Source organism: Streptomyces sp. CNX435 (assembly GCF_059570575.1).
Genome location: NZ_JCANTA010000040.1, coordinates 13607 through 37954, shown reverse-complemented (window position 1 = coordinate 37954; position 24348 = coordinate 13607). Strand labels below are relative to the sequence as shown.

The 24348-nt window shown below is 72.6% G+C and carries 22 protein-coding genes; 12 read left to right on the top strand and 10 right to left on the bottom strand.

Going from position 1 to position 24348, the window contains the following annotated elements:
* On the top strand, positions 1-677 hold a 677-nt coding region (locus T328_RS34730), incomplete at its 5' end, for a phosphate ABC transporter ATP-binding protein (protein ID WP_496500255.1).
* A 123-nt stretch (positions 678-800) separates the two neighbouring features.
* On the opposite strand, the gene T328_RS34725 is transcribed toward T328_RS34730, so the two are convergent.
* Positions 801-3362, bottom strand: coding sequence for an ABC transporter permease (locus tag T328_RS34725; RefSeq protein WP_496500254.1), 2562 nt, complete (start codon positions 3360-3362; stop codon positions 801-803).
* A gap of 167 nt (positions 3363-3529) precedes the next feature.
* Complete coding sequence (gene aspS, locus T328_RS34720; RefSeq protein ID WP_496500256.1) at positions 3530-5293, bottom strand: aspartate--tRNA ligase; 1764 nt, start codon at positions 5291-5293, stop codon at positions 3530-3532.
* Positions 5294-5425: 132 nt separating this feature from the next.
* Here aspS and T328_RS34715 point away from each other — a divergent pair, with 132 nt between their 5' ends.
* Positions 5426-7630, top strand: coding sequence for an ATP-binding SpoIIE family protein phosphatase (locus tag T328_RS34715; RefSeq protein ID WP_496500253.1), 2205 nt, complete (start codon positions 5426-5428; stop codon positions 7628-7630).
* 85 nt (positions 7631-7715) lie between these two features.
* Positions 7716-8105 (top strand): hypothetical protein, encoded by a 390-nt coding sequence (locus tag T328_RS34710; RefSeq protein WP_496500252.1) that lies wholly within the window; start codon positions 7716-7718, stop codon positions 8103-8105.
* An 89-nt stretch (positions 8106-8194) separates the two neighbouring features.
* Here the strand turns inward: T328_RS34710 and T328_RS34705 are convergent, their stop codons facing one another.
* The 3 genes from T328_RS34705 to T328_RS34695 all read right to left on the bottom strand — a co-directional run bounded on the left by T328_RS34705 (position 8195) and on the right by T328_RS34695 (position 10914).
* Entirely contained in the window at positions 8195-8983 is a 789-nt protein-coding gene (locus tag T328_RS34705) for a hypothetical protein (RefSeq protein WP_496500251.1), read from the bottom strand.
* A 368-nt stretch (positions 8984-9351) separates the two neighbouring features.
* Entirely contained in the window at positions 9352-10308 is a 957-nt protein-coding gene (locus T328_RS34700) for a pirin family protein (RefSeq protein WP_496500250.1), read from the bottom strand.
* Between the two features lie 75 nt (positions 10309-10383).
* Positions 10384-10914, bottom strand: coding sequence for an SseB family protein (locus tag T328_RS34695; protein WP_496500249.1), 531 nt, complete (start codon positions 10912-10914; stop codon positions 10384-10386).
* Positions 10915-11059: 145 nt separating this feature from the next.
* On the opposite strand from T328_RS34695, the gene T328_RS34690 reads away from it, so the two are divergent.
* Entirely contained in the window at positions 11060-12898 is a 1839-nt protein-coding gene (locus T328_RS34690) for an acyl-CoA dehydrogenase (protein ID WP_496500248.1), read from the top strand.
* A 147-nt stretch (positions 12899-13045) separates the two neighbouring features.
* Here the strand turns inward: T328_RS34690 and T328_RS34685 are convergent, their stop codons facing one another.
* Complete coding sequence (locus T328_RS34685) at positions 13046-13990, bottom strand: sulfotransferase family protein (protein WP_496500247.1); 945 nt, start codon at positions 13988-13990, stop codon at positions 13046-13048.
* A 171-nt stretch (positions 13991-14161) separates the two neighbouring features.
* Between T328_RS34685 and T328_RS34680 the strand changes: the two genes are divergently transcribed.
* Positions 14162-15619, top strand: a complete 1458-nt coding sequence (locus T328_RS34680) for a M18 family aminopeptidase (RefSeq protein ID WP_496500246.1) — start codon at positions 14162-14164, stop codon at positions 15617-15619.
* Positions 15620-15658: 39 nt separating this feature from the next.
* Here the strand turns inward: T328_RS34680 and T328_RS34675 are convergent, their stop codons facing one another.
* Positions 15659-16408, bottom strand: a complete 750-nt coding sequence (locus T328_RS34675; protein WP_496500245.1) for a hypothetical protein — start codon at positions 16406-16408, stop codon at positions 15659-15661.
* Between the two features lie 69 nt (positions 16409-16477).
* Between T328_RS34675 and T328_RS34670 the strand changes: the two genes are divergently transcribed.
* On the top strand, positions 16478-17044 hold the full coding sequence (locus T328_RS34670; protein WP_496500244.1) for an ArsR/SmtB family transcription factor: 567 nt from the start codon (positions 16478-16480) through the stop codon (positions 17042-17044).
* Here T328_RS34670 and T328_RS34665 read toward each other — a convergent pair.
* The 3 genes from T328_RS34665 to T328_RS34655 all read right to left on the bottom strand — a co-directional run bounded on the left by T328_RS34665 (position 17041) and on the right by T328_RS34655 (position 20182).
* Positions 17041-17358, bottom strand: a complete 318-nt coding sequence (locus T328_RS34665; RefSeq protein WP_496500243.1) for a hypothetical protein — start codon at positions 17356-17358, stop codon at positions 17041-17043. The two genes, T328_RS34670 and T328_RS34665, sit on opposite strands and share 4 nt — an antisense overlap.
* A gap of 46 nt (positions 17359-17404) precedes the next feature.
* Positions 17405-19297: an NHL domain-containing thioredoxin family protein gene (locus T328_RS34660; protein WP_496500242.1), complete on the bottom strand. Its 1893-nt coding sequence runs from the start codon at positions 19295-19297 to the stop codon at positions 17405-17407.
* A 102-nt stretch (positions 19298-19399) separates the two neighbouring features.
* Positions 19400-20182, bottom strand: coding sequence for a carbon-nitrogen family hydrolase (locus T328_RS34655; protein WP_496500241.1), 783 nt, complete (start codon positions 20180-20182; stop codon positions 19400-19402).
* A 133-nt stretch (positions 20183-20315) separates the two neighbouring features.
* Here T328_RS34655 and T328_RS34650 point away from each other — a divergent pair, with 133 nt between their 5' ends.
* The 6 genes from T328_RS34650 to T328_RS34625 all read left to right on the top strand — a co-directional run bounded on the left by T328_RS34650 (position 20316) and on the right by T328_RS34625 (position 24335).
* Positions 20316-21137 carry a maleylpyruvate isomerase family mycothiol-dependent enzyme gene (locus tag T328_RS34650; RefSeq protein ID WP_496500240.1) on the top strand — a complete coding sequence of 274 codons (822 nt, stop codon included), beginning with the start codon at positions 20316-20318 and terminating at the stop codon, positions 21135-21137.
* A gap of 55 nt (positions 21138-21192) precedes the next feature.
* On the top strand, positions 21193-21393 hold the full coding sequence (locus tag T328_RS34645; protein WP_496500239.1) for a hypothetical protein: 201 nt from the start codon (positions 21193-21195) through the stop codon (positions 21391-21393).
* On the top strand, positions 21390-22526 hold the full coding sequence (locus tag T328_RS34640) for a rod shape-determining protein (protein ID WP_496500238.1): 1137 nt from the start codon (positions 21390-21392) through the stop codon (positions 22524-22526). Before T328_RS34645 ends, T328_RS34640 begins: the two co-directional genes overlap by 4 nt.
* A gap of 187 nt (positions 22527-22713) precedes the next feature.
* Positions 22714-23121, top strand: a complete 408-nt coding sequence (locus tag T328_RS34635) for a DUF6313 family protein (protein ID WP_496500237.1) — start codon at positions 22714-22716, stop codon at positions 23119-23121.
* Positions 23118-23447 (top strand): hypothetical protein, encoded by a 330-nt coding sequence (locus T328_RS34630; RefSeq protein WP_496500236.1) that lies wholly within the window; start codon positions 23118-23120, stop codon positions 23445-23447. Before T328_RS34635 ends, T328_RS34630 begins: the two co-directional genes overlap by 4 nt.
* 9 nt (positions 23448-23456) lie before the next feature.
* A complete protein-coding gene (locus tag T328_RS34625; protein ID WP_496500235.1) occupies positions 23457-24335 on the top strand; it encodes a pentapeptide repeat-containing protein in 879 nt (292 codons plus the stop codon).
* Positions 24336-24348: the final 13 nt, after the last annotated feature.

Below are 24348 nucleotides of genomic sequence, written 5' to 3'. Positions count from 1 at the left end.
CCTTCATCGGCCCGTCCGGCTGCGGCAAGTCCACCTTCCTGCGGACCATCAACCGCATGCACGAGGTCATCCCGGGCGCGCGGGTGGAGGGGAAGGTGATGCTGGACGCCGAGAACCTGTACGCGACCGGCGTCGACCCCGTCTCCGTACGGCGCGTGGTGGGCATGGTCTTCCAGCGGCCCAACCCGTTCCCGACGATGAGCGTCTACGAGAACGTGGCCGCGGGCCTCAAGCTCAACAGCCGCTACAAGAAGTCCGAGCTGGACGACGTGGTGGAGAAGTCCCTCCGCGGCGCGAACCTGTGGAACGAGGTCAAGGACCGCCTGAACCGCCCCGGTTCCGGCCTGTCCGGCGGCCAGCAGCAGCGGCTGTGCATCGCCCGCGCCATCGCCGTCGAACCGCAGGTGCTCCTGATGGACGAGCCCTGCTCGGCCCTCGACCCGATCTCCACCCTCGCCATCGAGGACCTGATCGGGGACCTGAAGACCCGCTTCACGATCGTCATCGTGACGCACAACATGCAGCAGGCGGCGCGGGTCTCGGACCGCACCGCGTTCTTCAACCTCGCCGCCGTCGGGGAGCCGGGCCGGCTCATCGAGATCGACGAGACCGACAAGATCTTCTCCAACCCGTCGGTACAGGCGACCGAGGACTACGTCTCCGGCCGCTTCGGCTAGACACCACGACTCCGGCCGGTGTCGCGGGGGGACACCGGCCGGCCACACCGTCTTGCGGTGCTACCTGGCGGTGCCGCCGCAAGACACCAGGGCCCGCCCCGTCCCCGGGGCGGGCCCACCCACCTAGTCCTCCGCCTGCGCCGCCTGCGCGGGGCGCGTACGGAGGGCTGCCCAGCCGGGCAGCAGGGTGGCGGTGAGAGCGAGGGCCACGGCACCGGCGACCACCACGGCGTAGATGGACAGCGGGCCGGAGGGGAGCAGGCTGTCCGCCGCGGCGTGGCTGAACGGCACCAGCGCGGTGGCCGCGGCCGCCGTGCCGAGGCCCACGCCGATCCCGGCGACGATGAGCGCCTCGATCGTCAGCATCCGCAGCACCTGCCGGCGGGTGGCGCCGGCGAGCCGCTGCAGCCCGAACTCGCGGCGGCGGCCGGAGACGGAGAGCACCAGGTTGTTGACCACCGAGAGGCCGGTGTACGCCACGATCATGCCGAGGATCAGGTAGTTGACCCACGCCTGGGTCTCGGTGTCCTCGACGTTGGCCTCGATCAGCTCGTCGCGGTCCGTAACGCCGGTGCCCGGGTGGTCCGCGAGGGTCTTCGTCAGGCTCGCCGCCAGCTCGGCGGTGCCGACGCCGTCCTCGGCGCGGACGAGGATCTGCTGCGGCAGCCCGCCGTCGGTGTGCCCGGCGAGGAGGTCCGCGGGCAGGAACACGGTGTCGTAGCCGTCGCGGCCGTCGAAGAGCACCGCGATCCGCAGCTCGACTTCGGCGCCGTCGCCGAAGCGCACCTCGACGGTGTCGCCGACGCCGCGGCCGTCGGCCGCACCCTCGGGGAGGGCGATCGTCCGGCCGGTGAGGTCGGCGACTTCGCCCGCGGTCGGCTTGAGGGCGGTGGTCCGCGCGGCGCCGCGGGCGTCGATGCCCTGCAGCGGTACGCCGTCCTCGTCGCCGACGCCGTCGATCCAGCCGGTGCTGGTGACGTACGCGCCGGCGGCGGCGACGCCGTCCGCGGCGCGGACGTCGGCGGTGAGCGCCGGGTCGAGGGTGCCGGCGGGGGAGTCGACGACGGCGTCGGCGCGGAGCGTCTCGGCGTACGCCTCGCGGGCGGCGTCGGTCTGCGTGGTCTGCAGGTACAGGTTGCCGGTGGCCATGGCGACGGCCAGCATCACGGGCGTGACGACGCCGGCCATCTGCACGGCGCGGGCCCGGGCGGTGGCGACGGCCAGCTCGCCGCTCGCGCATGGGGGTACCGCCCATGCCCTTAAGGCTATGGGGGAGACCGCCCGGACCGGGCCGGAGATCAGCGCGGTGCACAGCTTCGTCAGGCCGGGGCCGAGGAGCGCGAGGCCGATGGCGGCGCAGAGCACGGTGGGGCCGGCGGTGCTGGCCGCGATCGGGCCGTCGAAGAGCACCCACGTGAGGATCGCCAGGGCGGCGGCCCCGCCGAGGAACAGCATGGCCAGGACGATACGCAGCGGATGCGCCCAGCGGGTCCCGAGCGACGCCTCCGCCATCGCCTCGACCGGCTTGATCTTCACCCCGCGCCGGCCGCCGATGAACCCGCCGAACAGCGCGGTCAGCAGCAGCGCGCCGCCCGCGGCGACGGCGGGGATCCAGCCCTGCTCGTACGAGACCGCCTCGGAGACCATGCCGCTGCCGGTGAACTCCTCGAACAGCCGCTCCCCCGCCGGCGGCCCGGCGAACCAGCCCGCCGCCGCGGCGACCAGCGCCACCAGCAGCGTCTCGGCGAGCAGCAGCCGGCGCAGCTGGCGCGGGGTGCCGCCGACGGTGCGCAGCAGGGCGAACTCGCGGCGGCGGCGGTCGACGGACAGCGCGACGGTGCCGGAGACGACGAAGACGGCGACGACGGTGGCCATGCCGCCGAAGGCGCCGGCGACCGCGATCAGGTCCTCCCGGCGGGTGAGCACGTCGGGGTACTCGACGGCGCCCCGGTCGTCGCCGGCGACCACCTCCGCCGGCACCTGCCCCGCGGCGGCGTGGTCCGCGACGACGTCACCGAGGCGGCCCTTCAGCTCGCCGTGGTCGGTGCCCGGCGCCGCCGTGACGGCGATGTCCGCGACGGCGGGGGCGAGTTCGCGGGCCCGGTCGTCGGTGAAGAACACGGCGCCGCGGCCGACGGCGTGCCCGGTACGGACCACGCCGGTCAGCCGGTACGCCTCGGCGCCACCCCGCGCCGCGACGCGCACCTCGTCGCCGGGGCGGAGGCCGTACGCCCCGGCGGTGGCCTCGTCCAGCACCACGTCGCGCGGGCCCTCCGGCGCCCGGCCGGCGGTCAGCTCGTACGGGGTGACGGCGGCGGAGGACCAGCCGTGGCCCTGCGCGTCGGGGGCCGAGCCCGTACCCGACGCGCCGTCGCCGAGGACGGCGGCGTCGAAGACCCGCTCGGGGACGGCGCGCTCGACGCCGGGGACGTTCCGTACGGCCGCGGTCAGGACCTCGTCCAGCGGGGGGTGCTCGGGCAGGACGACGGTCTCGTCGCCGCGGGGCAGCGAGCGGTCGCCGGTGACGACGAGGTCGGCGCCCGCGAGCCGCTGCGCCGGTGCGTTGTTGCGTATGCCGGTCTCCAGCAGACCACCGCAGGCCATCACGATGACGGTGCCCAGGAAGAGCGCCAGGAAGGTCGCCGACAGCGCGGCTGTTCTGTGGCGGAGCGTACGGACGGCCATGGCCCACATGGGACGGTCCCCTCTGCGATGTCGGATGACATCAACCTAGGAATGCGCGCCCGCGCGCCCCATGGGACGTCCACCCGACTCGGGGGTGTACCTGGCACCACCACGGGCCGGGGGCCCGTCGGGCGCCCCGGCCCGTACGCCGGTGTGGAAGGTGCTCTCTACTTCGGCTGCGGCTTGCGCGGCGCGATGTGCAGCTCGCGCAGGCGCGCCTCGTCGACCTCGCCGGGCGCGCCCATGAGCAGGTCCTGCGCGTTGCCGTTGAGGGGGAAGGCGATCGTCTCGCGGATGCTCGGCTCGTCGGCCAGCAGCATCACGATGCGGTCGATGCCGGGCGCGATCCCGCCGTGCGGCGGGGCGCCGAAACGGAACGCGCGCAGCATGCCGCCGAACTCGCGCTCCACCTCGTCCTTGCTGTATCCCGCGATGCCGAAGGCGGTGAGCATGACCTCCGGCTCGTGGTTCCGGATCGCGCCGGAGGACAGCTCGACGCCGTTGCAGACGATGTCGTACTGGTACGCCAGCACGTCCAGCGGGTCCTTGCTCTCCAGCGCCTCGATGCCGCCCTGCGGCATCGAGAACGGGTTGTGCGAGAACTCGATCTCGCCGGTGTCCTCGTTCTTCTCGAACATCGGGAAGTCCACGATCCAGCAGAACCGGTAGACGTCCCCGGCGAACCGCCCGGCGCGCTTCGCCGCCTCGACGCGCACCGCGCTCATGATCTTGGAGACCTCGTCGGTCTCCCCGGCGCCGAAGAACACCGCGTGCCCGGCGGCCAGGCCCAGGCGCTCGGTGAGCACCCGCACGTTCTCCTCGGTGAGGAACTTCGCGATCGGCCCGCTCAGCGCTCCGTCCTCACTGACACGCACCCAGGCCAGGCCCTTCGCGCCCTGCTCGACGGCGAAGTCGCCGAGGGCGTCGAAGAACTTGCGCGGCTGGTCCTGCACCGCCGGCACCGGCAGCGCCCGCACGTGCCTGCCCGCGAACGCCTTGAACTCGCTGTCCGCGAAGACGTCCGTGACGTCCGTCAGCTCCAGCTCCGCCCGCAGGTCCGGCTTGTCGGAGCCGTACTTCGTCATCGCCTCGCGGTACGGGATCCGCGGGAACGGCGACGTGACGTGCCGGCCGTTCCCGAACTCCTCGAACAGCTCCGTCATCACCTTCTCGATGACGGCGAAGACGTCCTCCTGCTCGACGAAGCTCATCTCCATGTCGAGCTGGTAGAACTCGCCGGGCGAGCGGTCGGCGCGCGCGTCCTCGTCGCGGAAGCAGGGCGCGATCTGGAAGTAGCGGTCGAAGCCGGCCATCATCAGCAGCTGCTTGAACTGCTGCGGGGCCTGCGGCAGCGCGTAGAACGTGCCGGGGTGCAGCCGGGAGGGGACCAGGAAGTCGCGGGCGCCCTCGGGGGAGGTGGCCGAGAGGATCGGGGTGGTCAGCTCGTTGAAGCCGAGGGCCGTCATCTTCTGGCGGATGGCCGTGACGACCGCGGTACGCAGCATGATGTTGCGGTGCATGCGCTCGCGGCGCAGGTCCAGGAAGCGGTACTCCAGCCGGCGCTCCTCGCCGACGCCGTCGTCGGCGTTGATCGTGAACGGGATCTGCTCGGCGGCGCCGAGCACCTCGACGTCGGCGACCTCGACCTCGATCTCGCCGGTGGGCAGCTCGGGGTTGACGTTCTCGGCGCCGCGGGAGACGACCGTGCCGTCGACGCGTACGACGGTCTCCTTGGTGAGGTGCGCCAGCGCCTCGTTCGCGGGGGTGCCGGGGCGGGCGACGAGCTGGACGATGCCGTAGTGGTCGCGCAGGTCGATGAAGAGGATGCCGCCCAGGTCGCGCCTATTGTGCAGCCAGCCGGAGAGGCGGACGTCGCCGCCGACGTCGCTCGCGCGCAGCTCGCCACAGGTGTGGGACCGGTACCGGTGCATCATCCATCCAGTTCGTCTGCTCGGTGCCGACGATCTCGTCGCCGATTCGGCCAGGAGAGTGTTCCCGGCCCGCCAAGACTACCGTCCTCCGCCTCCCCGGCCGCACGCGATCAATCACCTTAAAATAGGCCAATGCGCACCGAGCAGGTCCTGGCTGCCGTCGGCACCGGAGTGTGGAGCTGGGACACCGCCTCCGGCACCGTGACGATGGACGCCGAGGCCGCCCGGCTCGTCGGGCTGCCCGCGCGGCGGACGGAGACGACGGGCGCCGGCCTGCGCGGCCGTGTCCACGGGGTGGACTACGTCGACCTGATCGGCGCGCTGGAGCTGGCCCGGGCGGAGGGCACCGTGGCGGAGGCGCAGCTGCGGATCGTGGACGAGCGGGGGACGGTGCTGCGGGTCGTACGGACCAGGATGCGGCCGTTCCGCGGCGGGCAGGCGGTGGAGGTGGACGGGGGGCACGGCGCGCCGGGGCGGGCGGGGCCCGGGGAGCGGGAGGGCGCCGGCGCCGCACCGGCCGCCGACGACGTGCTGATGTCCGGAACCGTCCAGGAGGTCGTCGAGCCCCTGCCCGGCGCCAGCGCCGGCACCTCCCCGCCGTCCCCGCTGACCAGCGACTGGCGGCTGTCCCGCGAGGCGTTCCTGCTCGACGCCGGCCGCGCGCTGGCCGAGTCCCGCGGCACCGACCAGGTGCTGCGCGTCGCCGCCTCCCTGTCGATGCCCGGCTTCTCGCCCGACGGCATGGCCGTCTTCGGCGTCGAGGGCGACCACCTCACGCTCATCGGCCAGCACGGCTACCGCCCCGAGGACGAGGAGTACTTCGCCGACATCCCCCTCGACACCGACTACCCCGGCGCCGTCGCCGTCCGCACCGGCCGCGCCATCTACATCGCCGGCCGCGAGGAGTACCGGCGCCGCTTCCCGCGGGCGTGGCGGCTCGCCGGCCGGCTCGGCCGGCGCTCGTGGGCGTACGTCCCGCTGATCGTGGCCGGCCGGGTCATCGGCGTATGGCTGGCGGCCTTCTCCCACCCCGCGCCCTTCACGCCCGACGAGCGCTCCGTGCTCACCACCGTGGCGCGCATGCTGGCGCAGGCACTCTCCCGCGCGCACGTGCACGAGTCCGAGCGCGAGCTGTCCGCCGGGCTGCAGCGCAGCCTGATGCCGGAGGAGGTGCCGCCGACGCCGGGCCTGACGGTCGCCGCCCGCTACGTGCCGACCGGCGGCGGGCTGGAGATCGGCGGCGACTGGTACGACGTGATCTCGCTGCCGTCCGGCAAGGCGGCGTTCGTCATCGGCGACGTCCAGGGCCACGACGTCCGGGCCGCCGGGCTGATGAGCCAGCTGCGCATCGCCATCCGCGCGTACGCCTCCGAGGGCCACCACCCCGACGCCGTACTCACCCGCGCCTCGCACTTCCTCACCCAGCTCAACCTGCGCGAGGGCCTCGACGGCAACGCCCCGCCCGACGACGCCGACCCCCGCTTCGCCACCTGCCTCTACATCCAGGCCGACCCGGCCACCGGCACCCTCACCATCGCCCGAGCCGGCCACCTCGACCCGGCGATGGGCATCGGCGACGGCACCCTCCTCGTCCGCCCCACCGAGGGCGGCCTGCCCCTCGGCATCGTCGAGGAACCCGACTACCCCGTCACCCGGCTGGTCATGGAGCCCGGCGAGCTGATGCTGCTGTGCAGCGACGGGCTCATCGAGACCGGCGGCCACGACCTGGAGACCGGCCGCGACCGGCTGCGCCGGGTCTTCGCCGGGCACGTCGGCGACGACCTGGAGACGCTGGCGGACACGCTCATCGACGCCGTCAGCGGCCCGCACTCGCACGCCACCCCCGGCCCGCACGCCGAGCGCCGCGAGGACGACATCGCGCTCGTCCTCATCAGCCGCGACCTGCCGATGCGCGAACCCGGCGGCCCCGGCACCGGCCGCCACATGCACCTCACCGTCCCGCAGGCGGAGCAGCAGCGCACCGCCGACGCCCGGCACGAGCTGCGCGCGATGCTCTTCGACTGGGCGACCCCCACGCAGGTCGACTCCGCCGAACTGGTGCTCTCCGAGATGGTCGCCAACGTACTCCTGCACACCGACAGCGACGCCGACGTCAGCGCCGACGTCAAGGGCCCGCACGGCGGTCGCACCCTGCGCGTCACGGTCGCCGACGCCGACACGGGCCTGCCGCACGTGCGCCACCCCGGCGAGATGTCCTCCTCCGGCCGCGGGCTGTTCCTGCTCCAGGAGCTGTCCGGGGAGTGGGGCACGGAGCCGCGGGGCACGGGCAAGGAGATCTGGTGCGAGTTCCACGAGCAGGACTGGCCGAACCTGTAGGGGTCAGGGCGTTCAGGCTTCACCTCAGGTTGCGTCAAGGTGCTCCTGGCAAGCTGCCGTGGGAGGGACAACGGGAGGAGCAGCCGTGAAGGCAGGAATCAGCCGTACGCTGGGCCGCGTGGCCGTCGGCATCGGGGCGGCCGCCTGTGCCGTCGTGGGCGTGACGAGCGGGCCGGCAGCCGCGGATTCCCCCTACATCGACTCGCGCAGCGGGGACTGTGCCGCGGCCTGGAGATCCGGCAGCAACGAATTCTGGGTCGTGGACTGGGAGGTCGACGACGGGGAGGGATGTGCCGTCCTCTACTCGTTCAAGGCGGATCACAAACCTTCCACATGGATCTGGAACCCGGCCCACGACGAAGGCGGCATCTACCCGACGGATCCGAACGGCGACGAGTGGGTCTTCTTCAAGGTCTGCGACCACCGCGACCGCAACGCCTCCAACTGCACGGACTGGAAGCGATACGGCACATAACGACCGCCCGGCGACCGCCGCCCCGGGCGGGGCCTGGGGCGGCGGTGTCGCCGATGGGGTGGATAAAAGCGGGTGGGACGTGCCGGCGGCTACCGCAGCGCCGTTTCGTATTGGATATCGTCCACCTGCTCCTCCGTCAGCACCGAGTCCGCAGGGGGCGCCTCCACCTTGACCGGCTCATCGAACGCGGAGAACTCCAGGTCGTGATCGAGGTAGCCCGGGTCCGTGAGAGTCACCGGGTACGGCTTTCCCTCGGCGGCGATCATCATGTTGGCCCCTTCGCTGGTCGCGGACTTATCGACGTGGGGCATGACCGGGACGCCCTTGTGCTCGGTCGACTTCCCCGCGGTCATTTCGTAGTTCATCGTTACGTGGCGGTCCGTCGCCTGCGCGTACGTGTGCAGCCTGCACATGTCCCCGAGGCCCGGCGGGGCATCCGCCCTGGCCAGCAGCAGGTAGGAGCCCTCGATTTCGGCGATCGTCGCGGCGTTGAAGAAGAGCCGGGTCTCCATGTACAAGGCGTCCGGCTTAAACCACATCTCGTCGCCCCGCATGACCAACTCGACGGCACCCTGATCGTCGTTGCTGACGCTGCCGGCGCAGTTGCCCTCCTTGTCCATCCGCAGGTCGATCTGGGCCGGTTCGTCGATCCAGCGTTGCTTGCCGACGACGTGCACGGACTCGAGCGTGCGCATCGCGTCGACGGCTAGCTCCGGGAACGCTGCGTCCTCCCGCTGAATATCGCCGCTCCCTTTCGCAGCGTTCCCGGAGCTGATGGCGTCGCCGTCGTCGCTGCCGCAGCCGGTGAGGGCGAGCACTGCCGCCGTCCCGGCCGCCGCGACGGCACCCCGGCGCCCGCACATCTTCCTGGAACCCACCTACGCCACACCCCGAAGACCGCGCGTGGCGAAGCGTTCGGTCACGGAGTCACAGCCGCCGGGCTTGGTTTCGGCGCAGGGATCGACCCAGCAGTTTCCCTGCGAGTCGCATTCCTGGTATGGCCTGACCTGCTCCTGCGCGCCGGCCTCCGTCGTCGAAGCGGGTGAGGCATGGCCGAGAAGCACACCGCCGACGAATGCTGTGCCGGCGGCCACGCTGAGGAGGGCTCGCCTGGCCCGGATCCTGTTCATGATCACTTTTCCTTCACCGTTGGGGGTCGGTCGGGAGACAGTGTCATGCGGCCAATGACGGAACGTTGATGGAATCTGTCGCGGCCCGGAGGGCGTCCAGACGCCCCGGAAGGGGGTCAGCCGTCGGCGGCCGGGATCGTGCCCAGGCGGCCCGCCCTGAAATCCTCGAACGCCTGCACAAGCTCGGCGTGGCTGTTCATCACGAACGGCCCGTAGTGCGCCACCGGCTCCCGGATCGGCCGGCCGCCGAGGAGGACGACCTCCAGGTCCGGCGTGTGGGAGTCCTGCTTCTCGTCCGCGCGGACGGTCAGCGCACCGCCGGCGCCGAAGACCGCAGCCTGGCCCAGGTGGATCGGACGGCGCTCGGCACCGACCGAGCCCTTGCCCGCCAGCACGTACGCCAGCCCGTTGAAGTCCTCCCGCCACGGCAGCGTGACCTCCGCACCCGGCGCCACCGTCGCATGGATCGTCGTGATCGGCGTGTGCGTGATGCCGGGACCGGCGCGCCCGTCCAGCTCACCGGCGATCACGCGCAGCAGCGCGCCGCCGTCGGGCGTGGTCAGCAGCTGGACGTGGCCGCCGCGGATGTCCTGGTAACGCGGAGGCATCATCTTGTCCTTGGCCGGCAGATTCACCCACAGCTGCAGGCCGTGGAAGAGGCCGCCCGACACCACCAGATGCTCCGGCGGAGCCTCGATGTGCAGCAGGCCCGCGCCCGCCGTCATCCACTGGGTGTCTCCGTTGGTGATGGTGCCGCCACCGCCGTTGGAGTCCTGGTGGTCGAAGATCCCGTCGATGATGTATGTGACGGTCTCAAACCCTCGGTGCGGATGCCACGGGGTGCCCTTCGGCTCCCCGGGCGCGTACTCCACCTCGCCCATCTGGTCCATCATGATGAACGGGTCGAGCCTGGCCAGGTCGATGCCCGCGAACGCGCGCCGGACCGGGAAGCCCTCGCCCTCGAAGCCGGACGGGGCGGTGCTGATCGCGAGCGCGGGGCGGTCGGCGGTGCCGGCGGGAGGCGGGGAGACGCGGGGCAGGAGCAGGGGGTTGTCGACGCTGACGGCAGGCATGGGGCCTCCTCGGTTGGTCCACCCTCATCGTAGTTGAGGACTAAACAACCGTCGAGCCGGGTGTAATTCCCGGGCTCAGCCGTACATGCGGCGCATCGCGAAGTCGACCATCTCCTCGACCGCCTTCGCGTCCACGACCATGCGGTGGTCGCCCTCGATGTCGAGCACGAAGCCGTAGCCCGTGGGCAGCAGGTCGATGACCTCGGCGCCGGTGACGGTGAAGTACTTCGACTCCCGGCCGGCGTAGCGGCGCAGCTCCTTCAGCGAGCTGAAGAGCGGGATCACCGGCTGCTGGGTGTTGTGCAGGGCGAGGAAGCCGGGGTTGTCGCCGCGCGGGCAGTAGATCTTGGACGTGGCGAAGATCTGCTGGAAGTCCTCGGAGCCGATGGCGCCGCCGGTGAACGCCTTGACCGCGTCGGCGAGGGACAGCGGGGTGGGCTGGGACGGCTCGGGGTAGAGGGGCTGCTCGGCGTAGCCGCCGGAGGCGGGCTGGTCGTACGGCCCGGGGGGAGGCGCCGCGTACTGGTGCCCCGGAGGGTGCCCGGGCGGGGGTCCCGGGGGTCCCTGGGGGGCCCCGTAACCGGCGGACTGGTCGTAGCCGTACATGCGCCCCAGCCTAGCGCCGGGGCGGGTGCACGGGTCCGGACTGCGCCAGCCGGACGGATATGACGAGACGAGGGTTGCGTTTTATTACTGACGGGTAGCACTATGGATGGTCGCTGATCCCTTATGCCTGATACGGAGCCTGCGCATGGGCCACTACAAGTCGAATCTCCGGGACATCGAGTTCAACCTCTTCGAGGTGCTGGGCCGCGGCGACGTCTACGGCACGGGCCCCTATGAGGACATGGACGTCGAGACCGCGCGGAGCGTGCTCTCGGAGATCGCCCGGCTGGCCGAGAACGACCTGGCCGAGTCCTTCACCGACGGCGACCGCAATCCCCCGGTCTTCGACCCGGAGACGCACACCGCCGCCGTCCCGGCGTCCTTCAAGAAGTCGTACGAGACCTACATGGGCGCCGAGTGGTGGCGCCTGGGCCTGCCCGAGGAGATCGGCGGCACGGCGACGCCGTCGTCGCTGATCTGGGCGTACGCCGAGATGGTGCTGGGCGCGAACCCGGCCGTGTGGATGTACGCCTCGGGGCCGGCCTTCGCCGGCGTGCTCTACGACGAGGGCACCGAGGAGCAGCGCCAGGTCGCGCGGCTGATGGTGGAGCGGCGCTGGGGCTCGACGATGGTGCTCACCGAGCCGGACGCCGGCTCCGACGTGGGCGCGGGACGCGCAAAGGCGCTGGAGCAGCCGGACGGCACCTGGCACATCGAGGGCGTGAAGCGCTTCATCACCTCCGGTGAGCACGACCTGGCGGAGAACATCGTGCACTTCGTGCTGGCCCGCCCGGAGGGCGCCGGGCCCGGCACGAAGGGGCTGAGCCTGTTCGTCGTACCGAAGTACGACTTCGACTGGGAGACCGGCGAGCTGGGCGAGCGCAACGGCGTCTACACCACCAACGTCGAGCACAAGATGGGCCTGAAGGTCTCCAACACCTGCGAGCTGACCTTCGGGACCGCGTCACCCGGGGGGCACCCGGCCAAGGGCTGGCTGCTCGGCGGGAAGCACGACGGCATCCGCCAGATGTTCAAGATCATCGAGTTTGCGCGGATGATGGTCGGCACGAAGGCCATCGCCACCCTGTCGACCGGTTACCTCAACGCGCTGGCGTACGCGAAGGAGCGCGTCCAGGGCCCGGACCTGGCGCAGTTCACCGACAAGACCGCGCCGCGCGTGACCATCACGCACCACCCGGACGTGCGCCGCTCGCTGATGACGCAGAAGGCGTACGCGGAGGGCATGCGCGCGCTCGTCCTGTACACCGCCTCCGTCCAGGACACGATCCAGGTCCGGGAGGCCGCGGGCGACGACACCTCGGCGCAGCACGCGCTCAACGACCTGCTGCTGCCCATCGTCAAGGGCTACGGGTCGGAGAAGTCGTACGAGCTGCTGGCCCAGTCGCTGCAGACCTTCGGCGGCTCCGGCTATCTGCAGGAGTACCCGATCGAGCAGTACATCCGGGACGCGAAGATCGACACCCTCTACGAGGGCACCACCGCCATCCAGGGGCAGGACTACTTCTTCCGGAAGATCGTCCGCAACCAGGGGCAGGCGCTGACCTCGCTGGCCGAGGAGATCAAGAAGTTCCTGGCAGAGGCGGTGGGCGGGGAGCCGCTGGCCGCCGCGCGGGACGAGCTGGCCAGGGCGGCGGTGGACCTGGAGGCGATCGTCGGGGTGATGCTGGCCGACCTCGCCGCCACCGAGAAGGACGTGAAGTCCATCTACAAGGTGGGGCTCAACACCACCCGGCTGCTGCTCGCCTCCGGCGACGTCGTGATCGGCTATCTGCTGCTCAAGGGTGCCGCGGTGGCGGCGGAGAAGCTGCCGACGGCCGCGCCGAAGGACGTGGCGTTCTACCAGGGGAAGATCGCGGCGGCGACGTTCTTCGCACAGAACGTGCTGCCGGGGGTCGGGGTGCAGCGGTCCCTGGCGGAGAACACGGACCAGTCGCTGATGGAGCTGGACGAGGCCGCGTTCTGAGGACGGGGTTCTGAGGGACGGGTTCTGAGGGACCGGCCCGTGGGCCGGTCGGGCCCGGGTGCGGCGCCTGCGACGACGGTGGCGCCGCCCCCGGACCCGGGCCCGGGCGGGGCTCAGGGGCCGAAGGGCCGGGGGCCGGGGCCGGGGTCAGCGGTAGCCCCAGGCGGCGGCGTACTCCGCCATCTTCGGCGACATTCCGTCCGGCCCCTCCTCGAACGTTCTGGCCGACTGGATCCGGCCGGACTTGATGTTGTCGCTGCGGTCACCGAGGTTGGGGCGGAACCGGCCGTGGTCCTGCTCGCCGTACTCCAGCATCGACGACTCGAACTCCACGTCCAGGTACGCGCAGACGCCGCGCATGACCCCCTCCGGGTCGGAGGTCAGGTCCTCGTACGTGAGCGTGTGGCCGTCGAGCGCGGTGCGGGCCCGCTCCAGCGGCTCGAAGTACTTCAGCGCGTTCTCCTCCAGCTGGGCCCGGGTGGCGGTGTTGGACTTGCGGTTCTCCAGCGAGGTGACGACGCCCTCGGGGTGGCGCAGCAGGAACAGGAACTTCGCCTTCGGCCAGGCGTGCTGCAGCCGCTCCCAGGCCCAGACGTTGCCCGGCGTCTTGTCGACGACGACGTCCTTGCCGCTGCGTTCCAGCTCCAGGTGCAGCACCCGGTCCCACAGCACGTGCTCCAGCTCCGCCTTGTCCAGGCCCAGTTCGAGCATGGACTGGTCGGAGAAGCCGGGGGTCAGCTCCACCCCGACGGTGCGCAGGTGCAGTTCGTGCGGGGCGCGTATGCGCGAGTGGCTGTTGAGCAGCATGCGCAGCAGCGTGGATCCGGACCGTACGGGTGCGAGCACGAAGACCGGCGCCTCGACCTGCCGGGGCACGGCCGCCACCCCGTAGTCCAGCTCGACCGTCTTCTTGGGCGGGCGTGGGCCCTTCGGCTTGACCTTCTCCGGCGCCTGCTGCGGTGTCGCGGCCTCGGGTGCCGTCTGCGCCGCCGCGACCGCTTCCGTACCCGGGCCCGTCAGCTGCCGCGGTGGTCGGAGCGCCTCGCCCAGCAGCCGGGCCCTGCGCTTGATGCCCGTGTTCACGACTCCCATGGGGTCTCTGTCACCCTTCCTTCGCACCGTTCCCTGTCCGTCACTCCCCCCGTGCGGACGGCCGGCACCTCATGGGCAACAGGCGTCTCGCACCCCGGAAGAACGTAAGACAACGATTCGGCAAAGGCAATGGCTCGATTCCGCTTCTCATCCACGTCTTAGGCTTTGGTCATGATGACTGCATCCCCGCCCCGGTTCGACCGCAGCCACACCGACGACCTGGCCGGCTACCTCACCGCTTCCCCCACGCCGTACCACGCCGTGGCGGAGGCCGCCCGGCGGCTGGAAAAGGCCGGTTTCACTCAACTCCGCGAGACCGACGCCTGGGACGCGACGGCCGGTGGCCGGTACGTGCTGCGCGGCGGCGCGCTCATCGCCTGGTACGTGCCCGAGGGCTGCGCCCCCGAGACGCCGTTCCGCATCGTCGGAGCCCACACGGACTCGCCCAACCTGCGGGTCAAGCCGCTGCCGGACACCGGCGCGCACGGGTGGCGGCAGATCGCCGTGGAGGTGTACGGCGGGACGCTGCTGAACACCTGGCTGGACCGGGACCTGGGGCTGGCGGGCCGGCTGACGCTGCGGCCGGGTGCGACGAACGCGGGCGCGGGCACGGGCGGTCCGGGTGCGAGACCGGGTGCAGGACCGGGTGCGGGTTCGGGACCGAGCGCGGGCGCGGGTGCGGGCGTTGCGGGTGGCACGGGCGGCGGTGAGGTGCGGCTGGTCAACGTCGACCGGCCGCTGCTGCGCGTACCGCAGCTGGCCATCCACCTCGACCGCGGCGTCACCGCCGACGGTCTCAAGCTCGACAAGCAGCGCCACATGACGCCGATCTGGGGCCTCGGCAACGTACGCGAAGGCGACCTCGTCGAGTTCCTGGCCGGGGAGGCCGGGGTCGCGGCGGCGGACGTCATCGGCTGGGACCTGATGGTGCACAGCGTCGAGCCGCCTGCCTACCTCGGCCGGGACCGCGAACTGCTCGCAGGCCCGCGCATGGACAACCTCCTCTCCGTACACGCCGGCGTCGCCGCCCTCGCCGCCGCGACTGGGGGTACCGCCGCCCATGCCCGCAGGGCCATGGGGGAGGCCGACACCCCGCCGAGCGCGATCCCCGTGCTGGCCGCGTTCGACCACGAGGAGAACGGCAGCCAGTCCGACACCGGCGCCGAGGGCCCGCTGCTCGGCAACGTCCTGCGCCGCAGCGTCGCCGCCCGTGGCGGCTCGTACGACGACACCGCCCGCGCCCTGGCCGGCTCCGTCTGCCTCTCCTCCGACACCGGCCACGCCGTGCACCCGAACTACCCCGAGCGCCACGAGCCGGGCCACCGCCCGATGCCGAACGCGGGCCCGATCCTGAAGGTCAACGTCAACCAGCGCTACGCGACGGACGGCACCGGCCGCGCGCTCTTCGCCACCGCCTGCGAGCGGGCCGGGGTGCCGTGGCAGCCGTTCGTCTCCAACAACGCGATGCCCTGCGGCACGACGATCGGGCCCATCACGGCGGCCCGCCACGGGATCACGACCGTGGACATCGGGGTGGCGATCCTCTCGATGCACTCGGCGCGGGAGCTGTGCGGGGCGGAGGACCCGCACCTGCTGGCGAGCGCGCTGGCGGCGTTCCTGTCGGAATGAACCCGGCGGGGCCTCCGCCCGGGCCTCCGCCCGCAGGCGTCACGCGTACGGCCTGATGCCCACCGTGGCGTCGAGTTCGAGCCGGTTCTCCCCCGCCGGCGCCGGCAGGTCCAGCACCCGGTCCAGGATCCGGCCGCCCAGGCGTCCGCAGCCGTCGGCGCGCGGGGCGGCGAACTCCGCGTCCGCGGCGCCGAAGGAAACCACCAGCGGATCCTCGGATATCACCTCCGCCGGGCGGGTGTCCTTCAGCACCAGGTGGATCGGCTCCGTGCCCGCCCCGCCGATCGAACAGCCCCGCGGGAGCAGCGGACCGCGGACCGCGAGGGTCAGGTCCAGCTCCCCGCGGCGCACGTCGTCGGACTGGAAGTCGCTGTAGCCCCCGTACCGCGGCGTGAGCGTCAGCGGCGTCCCCCCGACCCGTATCGGCTCGGCGGACATCTCGCCGAACACCTGGGCGTACGCGCCGTCCACCCGGCCCTCCGCGAACGTCAGCGTCATCGGCCGGTCGATGGGCTCGTCCACGCTCCCCACGCGCAGCCGCCCCGTCGCCTGCATGACCTCGCAGCGCCACGTCCCGGGATCGGCACCCACGGGCAGCTCCTCCGCCGCCGGGCAGGCACCGAAGTCGAACCCGGTCCCGGGCCCGGGCGGCTTCGGGTCCGCGGAGGCCGGGGCGGCGGCGCCGGTGAGGCTGACGGCAAGCAGGGCGGCGAGCGCACTGGCCGCGGTGGCCACCGCGATGCGGGCCGCGCCCGTTCCGTACGACCGGTCCTTCCAGTTCTTCGTCATGCCTCAAGCATTGCAGAGATTCCTCTGCAGAGAAAGCTCTGCAGAGAAACCTGTGGATAAACTGCGGCCATGACAGACGAGCGGCGCAAGGTCAGCAGCCCGGAAGCGCTCAAGGCGCTTGCGCACCCGCTGCGGCTGCGCATCCTGCGCCACCTCTCCGTGCACGGCCCGGCGACGTCGACGACGCTCGCGGCGGCGCTGGACGAGAACACCGGCACGCTCAGCTACCACCTGCGCATGCTGGAGCGCGGCGGTCTCATCGAGGACATCCCGGAGCGGTCGGCGGGCCGCGAGCGCTGGTGGCGCGGCGTACCGGGGCTGGACATCCGCCGCCCGCCGATGGAGGACGTCACGGCGGGGGAGCGGGCGGTCATAGCGGAACTCGACCGGCTGCGCGGGGCGGAGGACCTGGAGCTGGCGCGGCGGTTCGCGGAGGGGCAGGCACAGGGGGAGGGGGGAGAGGCGGAGGGCTGGCTGCGGGGGTCACGCGGGCTGAGCCATCTGACGAAGGAGCAGTTGGACGCCTTCCACGACGACTACCTGAAGCTCCTCGCGAAGTACCGCCACACCCCCGAAGACGCGGCACCGGGCGCGCGCCCGGTGCACCTGCGGTGGTTCGGCATCCCGGCGGACTAGGAGGCGGGCTCCTCGGGGAGGCGTTCGGCGAGGGCTTGGAGGCCGGCAGTGAGAGTGGCGAAGCCGGTGCGCATCTCCGCGAAGCCTTCCCGCATCTCCGTCCGCAGCTCCTGGATCTCCTCGCCCTGCTCCAACTGAGTCTCACGGAGTGCCTGGAGCGACTTCCGGTGCGCCCGCAGTTCGAGCTTCAGATCCGCCACGTCCCGGTCGTTTATGGCGAGCATCGCGTGGGTCTGGGACATCCGCTCGTGGACGGCATCCATGCGGGCCTCCAGGGTCTCCACACGGCGACGGAGATCGTCGGTCTCACTCATACGGCCTAGCCTATCTGACCTGCACCGATGCAGGGTCGTTTCTCCACTACGCCCCGCCCTCTCCTTTTTCATCCCCCTCGTCCATCCCCGCCAGAATCAGCGCCAGCCGCCCCGCCCCCGACTCCGTGACGCGGACCGGCACCCCCCAGTCCTGCTGGTGTACGTGGCACGCCGGGTACGCCACCGACGGGTCGTCGTCGCAGCTCGCCGCCATCGCCGAGACGTGCAGCACCCCCTCCGCCGGGCCGTCCGCCGACAGGGCCACCTCCCGCACAAGGTCCGTACCCGCGCCCTCGCCCGCGGTCAGCAGCGACGGCGGCGTGGCGCTCACCAGCAGGCGGGTGGCCGGGCCGTAGCGGGTGTCGAGCTTCTGGCCGGGCGGGGCGTGGAAGACGACGTCCAGCGTCAGCCGGCCCGGCGCCACGTCCGTCGCCGCGCGCCGCGTGCGGTGCGCGACCGGGGTGACCCGGACCGCCTCCTCCGGCAGCCGCAGCCGGGTGAGCCGGTGGCGGGCGGACTCCACGACCACGATCTCGTCGCCGTCCACCACCGCGTCCGACGGCTCCCGCAGGTCCGTCGCCAGGGTGGTCACGGTGCCGGTGGCCGGGTCGTAGCGGCGCAGGGCGTGGTTGTACGTGTCGGAGACCGCCACCGAGCCGTCCGGCAGGGCCGTGACGCCCAACGGGTGCTGCAGCAGCGCTTCGTCCGCCGGGCCGTCGCGGTGGCCGAAGTCGAAGAGCCCGGTGCCGACCGCCGTGTGCACCCGCGCCCGCCGCCCCTGCCCCGGCTCCGGCCCGGCACCCGCCCCGTCACCCCGCTCCAGCCACCGCAGCGCCGACGTCTCCGCGTCCGCGATCCACAGCCGGTCCTCCGTCGCCGCCAGCCCCGACGGCTGCGCGAACCACGCCTCCTCCGCCGACCCGTCGTGCAGTCCCTCGTTCGTCGTGCCGGCCGCCGCCCCGACGGTGTCGGTCGCCGGGTCGTACGTCCACAGCTGGTGGACGCCCGCCATGGCGATCCACAGCCGTCCATCGAACCACGCCACGTCCCACGGCGACGACAGGTCGACCTCCCGCCCCCGCCCCGACGCCGGCGAACCCTGCCACCACTGCCGCCCGGTCCCCGCCAGCGTCGTCACCGACCCGGTGCCGAGGTCGACGGCGCGGACCGCGTGGTTCACGGTGTCCGCCACCGCCACCAGGCCCGACGGCAGCAGCGCCAGCCCCTGCGGCTCGTTGAACCGCGGCTCCGAACCGTCCGAACCATCGGCGGCGCCGTCCGCGAACCCCCGCTCCCCGCTCCCGATCCCCCGCACCACCGTCTCGCCGTCCGGCGCCAGCTCCACCAGCCGGTGCCGCGTCGTGTCCGAGACGAGCAGGTTGCCCGACGGCAGCCGCAGCGCCTTCCCGGGGAACCGCAGATACGTCGCCACCGGCTCCGGCGCCACGTACGGACCGTCCCCCCGCCGCAGCGTGCCCTTCGCCGCGTGCTCCGCCTCCAGCTCCGCGACCAGCCGCTCGATGGCGTGGACGTGCCCCTCCCCGGCGTGCTGCGCGACGACGTACCCCTCGGGGTCGACCACCACCAGCGTCGGCCACGCCCGCACCGCGTACTGCTTCCACGTCGCCAGGTCCGGGTCGTCCAGCACGGGGTGGTGCACGCCGTAGCGCTCGACGGCGTCCACGACGGCCGCGTGCTCGGCCTCGTGCACGAACTTCGGCGAGTGCACGCCGACCACGACCACCGTGTCCGCGTGCTTCTCCTCCAGCTCGCGCAGCTCGTCCAGGACGTGCAGGCAATTAATGCAGCAGAAGGTCCAGAACTCCACGATCGCAATGCGGCCGCGCAGCGCGGCAAGGCTGAGCTCCGCCCCGCCGGTGTTCAGCCAGCCGCCCCTGCCGACCAGCTCGGGAGCCCGGACCCGGGCACGTTTCGCCATAAGCAGAGCCAACCACGCCCCTGCCGCGGCCATTCCCGGGCGCTACGGCCACGGCACGACGGCCGGGGGTCACCACGGCCGCGGCGCCGCCGGCCTTCGGCGCTACGGCCGCCCCAGCACCCGGTCCCGCAGCGCCGGGAACTCCTCCCGCGTCGTCGTCACCCGCGCCGGGTCCAGGTCCGCCCGCAGGACCTCCTCGCCCTCGCCCGCCTCCGCCAGGATCTCGCCCCACGGGTCCACGACCATGCTGTGCCCCGCCTGCGCCACCCCGCCGTTCGTCCCCGCGGTGCCGCAGGCCAGGACGTACGCCTGGTTCTCCACCGCCCGCGCCTGCGCCAGCAGCCGCCAGTGCGCGCGGCGCTTCGCGGGCCAGCCGGCCGGGACGACGAAGGTCTGGGCGCCGTTGTCGGTCAGGGCCCGGAACAGCTCGGGGAAGCGGAGGTCGTAGCAGGTGGCGAGGCCGACGACGGTGTCGTCGAGGGGAGCGGTGACGACCTCGTCGCCGGCGCCCATGAGGACCGCCTCGCCGCGGTCGAAGCCGAAGCGGTGGATCTTGCGGTACGTACGCGCCAGCTCGCCGTCCGGCGTGTAGAGCAGGCTCGTGTTGAACAGCGTCCCCGAGGCGTCGCGCTCCACGACCGACCCCGCGTGCAGCCACCCGCCCGCGTCCCGGGCCGCCGCCGCCATCGCCGCCGCCGTGGGCCCGTCGAGGGTCTCCGCACCGGCCGCGAAGTGGTCGAAGGCGAACGCCCCCACGTGCCACAGCTCCGGCAGCACCACCAGTCCGGAGCCCGCCTCCGCGCGGACGAGCGAGGCCGCCCTGGCCCGTCGGCTTTCCACGGTTTCGTCCGGGTCCACCCGGAACTGGATCAGCGAAGCGCGCACTTTACCACCGCTCCCGTGCTCAAGTCGTCTGCGCCGCTGCACAATCGTCGCCCGAAAGCGCTGCCGGGGCACCCGTGCGCAGCGTAACTTAGGGCCTGCCGTGCATCTCGCGAACGATCCCGTGAGGGGTAGTGTGACCGTCCACTCCAGCCTCCAGCCCTCCGTCGACGCCTGGGCCCACTCGGCCGAGGCCATATCCGAACTCGTGGCACCGCTCTCCGAGGGGGAGTGGAGCGGCCGCAGCGGACTTCCGGGATGGTCCGTGCGGGACGTCGTCTCCCACATCATCGGCGCCGAGTGCGAAGCACTCGGCGACCCGCGGCCGATCCACAACCTGCCGGCCGACCTCGTGCACGTCACTAATGAGAAGACGCGCTACGTCGAGGTCCAGGTCGACGTGCGCCGGCACCACACCGCGCCGGAGATGACCGCCGACCTGGAGTACACCCTGATACGCCGCCGGCGCCAGCTCCGCGACGAGAAGCGCGCGCCGGACGCCAAGGTGCGCGGGGCGTTCGGCCAGGAGGTGACGCTCGCGGAGTCCGTGCGCTACCGGGCGTTCGACATCTGGGTGCACGAGCAGGACATCCGCCGCGCGCTCGGCAAGCCGGGGAACATCGACTCGCCCGGCGCCCTCGTCACCCGCGACGAGCTGCTGGCGCGGCTGCCGAAGGTGGCCGAGGACGCGGGCGCGAAGGCGGGGTCGGTCGTGGTGGTGGACGTGACGGGCCCGGTGGAGTTCATGCGTACGGTACGGGTCGACGACGAGGGCCGCGGGTCCGTCGACGGCAGCGTCTCGCTCGGCCCGACGGTGACGCTGACGATGGACTGGGAGACGTACCTGCGGCTCGCGACGGGTCGGCTGCGGGCGGCCGCGGCGGCGGACCGGGTGAAGGCAGAGGGCGACCCGAAGCTGGCGGAGGCGGTCCTGCGGCACTTCACGGTGACGGCGTGACATATACGGCGTGACGTGCGGTACACCGCGACGTACGTGTCGCGTATTGCCGTACGTGCCGTACGTGCCGTACGTGCCGTACGTGTCGCGCATGCCGTACGTGCAGCGCACGCCGTACGTGCAGCGCACGCCGTACGTACGCCTCGACCCCGACCCCCGCCGGGCCGCCGCCCTCACCCGTAAGGGCGCAGCCCTCATCCGACCGGCACAGCCCGGCGGGCGGCCCACGCCCGCCGGCCCCAGGCTGGTCGTGTGACCATCAGCCAGGAACAGCTTCTCCGTTGCAGCGTCGCCGTCGACATCGGGGCCACCCGCACCCGCGTCTATCTCAAGGGCATCGGTCTCGTCGTGGACGAGCCGAGCGCCGTCGCCATCAACGCCCGCACCGGCGCCCTGGTGGCCGTCGGCGGCCAGGCCGAGGCGATGACCGGCCGCACCCCCGCGCACATCCGGGTCGCCCGGCCCGTGGGGCCGAACGGCATCACCGACATCGAGATGGCCCAGCGCATGCTGCGCCACCTCATCCACGCCAGGGTCCGCAGATCCTGGCGCTTCCACCCGGCCCTACGGGCCGCCGCCTGCACCCCGCACGACGCCGAGCCGCTGACGCAGCGGGCGATGATCGACACGCTGGCGGGGCTGGGCGCGAAGCGGGTCGTCCTCGTCGACACCCTCATCGCCACGGCGGTGGGCGCCGGGCTGCCGGTGCCGGCGGCGGAGGGGACGCTGATCGTCGTGTGCGGCGCGGCGATGACGCAGATCGCCGTGCTGTCGCTGGGTAACGTGGTCGCCGCCGAGAAGGTGCCGGTGGGCGGGGAGGCGGTGGACCGGGCGCTGGTGGAGCACCTGCGCATCAACCACGAGGTGATGCTGCGCAGCCACACCGTCGGCCAGGTGCACCGCGAGCTGTCGCTCGCCGGCGCGCAGGGCGCGGCGCAGCTGGAGGTGCTGGGCCGCGACGTGGTCTCCGGTCGCCCGCGCACGGTGCAGGTCGACCCGGCGGCCGTCGAACAGGCGGCGGGCGCGCCGATGCTGGCGGTGCTGGACGGGATCCGCTCGGTGCTGCGGCGCTGCCCGCCGGATCTGGTGGCGGACATCGGGGACCGGGGGATCGTGCTGGCGGGCGAGAGCGCGACGATGCCGGGCCTGGAGACCATGCTGCGTACGTCGGTGGGGCTGCCGGTGCACATCGCGGAACGCCCGGCCGTGGCGGCGGTGGTGGGCCTCGGCTCCATGATCGAGAACGGCGCCCCCCAGGAGCCCCTCCCCGACGCCACGCTGGGCCCGACGGACTTCCCCGAGCCGACCCCGACACCCGCGCCAACACCGAGACCGACACCGACGGCGACCCCGCAGAACAACCAGACGGCAGAGGTGGCGACGGACTAGCGGTCAGCTGTCCCCCGGTAGGCCGCCTCCGGTAAGGCCGGCCCCGAGTCTCCGGCCCGAGTCGCGGGCCCCGGGTCGCCCCCCTGCGGCGCGCGCGGCGAACGACGCCCACGGGCACGGGCATACGGCCGGGCGAATATCGCCGGGACTCCTGCAGGCAGGCGACGCCGCCCCCTACGCTGGCGGCGTGCCCGCCCCCTCACCGCCGCCCCCACCCGGTGTCGGGCAGCAGGTCGCGACGTGGTGGGCCCGCAGGCACGCGCTCGGCCGCATGCCGTTCTGGCTGCTGACCCGCGCGGTGTGGGTGATCGCACCGTGCGCCGCGCTGTTCCTGCTGAACGGGTTACTGGCGGGATGGGCCGACGCCTACGAGGTGCTGACCGGCCTCACCTCACCCGCCGACGTGCACCCCGGGTGGGCGGCGTGGCCGCTGTCCCTCGCCGGCTGGGCCGCGGTGCCCGCCCTCGTCGGCGGCGCGGCCGGCTACCTCATCGCCGATCAGATCCAGCGCCACCAGAACCACGACTTCGCCGCCGTCATGGCCGAACTCATCAGCCGGACCCGGTCCCCCGACGACGTCGGGGACGGCCCGTGATCACTCTCCACGAGCTGCACCGGCGCGGCGGTCAGCTGGCCGAGGCCGTCACCGCCTTCGGCACCCTCCACCCGCACGCGGGCCCCGCCGACGTCCAGCCGCGCGAACCGTGCTGGAAGGTCGCCGAGGAGCACTTCCGGAAGATCCAGACCCTCATCCTGCAAGAGGCCCGCCTGCCGAAGGCGGGGCTGCGCGAGCGCGAGCGGCGGGCCGAGAACGCCGCCGCCGACGTCCTCCTGGCACTCGCCCGGGTGATCTCGCTCAGCCCTGGTTCCGGCCGGTGCCCGGTCTGCCGAACCCGTGACCCGCGGCACGCCCGCGCCTAGCCTGGAGTCGTGGTGGACGATCCCGAGACGCAGCGGCAGGCCGAGATCCTGCGCGGGCTGCTGTACCTCGCCTGCTCGGGCGCTCCCACGGCCGCGCTGGAGGACACGGCGTCCGCCATCGCGCAGCGCTCCGCCGGCGCGGGGCCGCCCGCGCGGGCCGTACCGGAAGCCGACCGCCTCGCGGCCCTCCGGCCCGACCCGGACCGCGCCCGCGACCTGCGGCACGCGGTGTTGTCCGGCGGGGACCTGAAGTCCGCAAACCTGCGGGGCGCACACCTGTCCGGCGCCGATCTGTCGCACGCCGACCTGCACTTCGCGAACCTGGCCGACGCGGATCTCTCCGGTGCGAACCTGTTCTGTGCATCTCTTAAGGAGACGCGGCTGTCCGGCGCGAACCTGGCCCGCGCCGACCTCTCCGGCGCGGTCCTGTCCGGCACGGACCGGGCGCGTCTGGACCTGTCCGGCGTCGACCTGTCCCACGCGAACCTGTCCGGCGTCCGCATGTCCCACGTGAACCTGACCGGCGCGAACCTCGCCCGCGCGAACCTCGCCGGCGCGAACCTCGCGCACGTGAACCTCTCCGGCGCGGACCTCTCCCACACGGACCTCGCCCACGCGCTCCTGGCCGCCACCGTCGTCCTGTCCGGGGCGAACCTGTCCGGTGCCGACCTCGTCTACGTACGGGAACTCCCCCTCGTGCCCGGAATCGAGTGGGACACCGACACGCAGTGGCCTCCGGACTCCGCCGCGGAACTCCTCCTGCTCTCCGACGAGCTACGGCCCGGGGTCTTCCGCGTACGGGACCCCTCGGCCGGAGCCGACCGCACCGGTCCGGACGGACGGCGGCGGCCGGGACAGGGGACGGGGCAGGGGCAGGGAGGCGGGTGAGGTGAGGTGAGGT

Bases quoted from the DNA above. Each gene is read 5' to 3' on its own strand.
- T328_RS34725 (WP_496500254.1), bottom strand. From the start codon at position 3,362: ATGGCCGTCCGTACGCTCCGCCACAGAACAGCCGCGCTGTCGGCGACC.
- aspS (WP_496500256.1), bottom strand. From the start codon at position 5,293: ATGCACCGGTACCGGTCCCACACCTGTGGCGAGCTGCGCGCGAGCGAC.
- T328_RS34715 (WP_496500253.1), top strand. From the start codon at position 5,426: ATGCGCACCGAGCAGGTCCTGGCTGCCGTCGGCACCGGAGTGTGGAGC.
- T328_RS34700 (WP_496500250.1), bottom strand. From the start codon at position 10,308: ATGCCTGCCGTCAGCGTCGACAACCCCCTGCTCCTGCCCCGCGTCTCC.
- T328_RS34695 (WP_496500249.1), bottom strand. From the start codon at position 10,914: ATGTACGGCTACGACCAGTCCGCCGGTTACGGGGCCCCCCAGGGACCC.
- T328_RS34690 (WP_496500248.1), top strand. From the start codon at position 11,060: ATGGGCCACTACAAGTCGAATCTCCGGGACATCGAGTTCAACCTCTTC.
- T328_RS34685 (WP_496500247.1), bottom strand. From the start codon at position 13,990: ATGGGAGTCGTGAACACGGGCATCAAGCGCAGGGCCCGGCTGCTGGGC.
- T328_RS34680 (WP_496500246.1), top strand. From the start codon at position 14,162: ATGATGACTGCATCCCCGCCCCGGTTCGACCGCAGCCACACCGACGAC.
- T328_RS34675 (WP_496500245.1), bottom strand. From the start codon at position 16,408: ATGACGAAGAACTGGAAGGACCGGTCGTACGGAACGGGCGCGGCCCGC.
- T328_RS34670 (WP_496500244.1), top strand. From the start codon at position 16,478: ATGACAGACGAGCGGCGCAAGGTCAGCAGCCCGGAAGCGCTCAAGGCG.
- T328_RS34665 (WP_496500243.1), bottom strand. From the start codon at position 17,358: ATGAGTGAGACCGACGATCTCCGTCGCCGTGTGGAGACCCTGGAGGCC.
- T328_RS34660 (WP_496500242.1), bottom strand. From the start codon at position 19,297: ATGGCGAAACGTGCCCGGGTCCGGGCTCCCGAGCTGGTCGGCAGGGGC.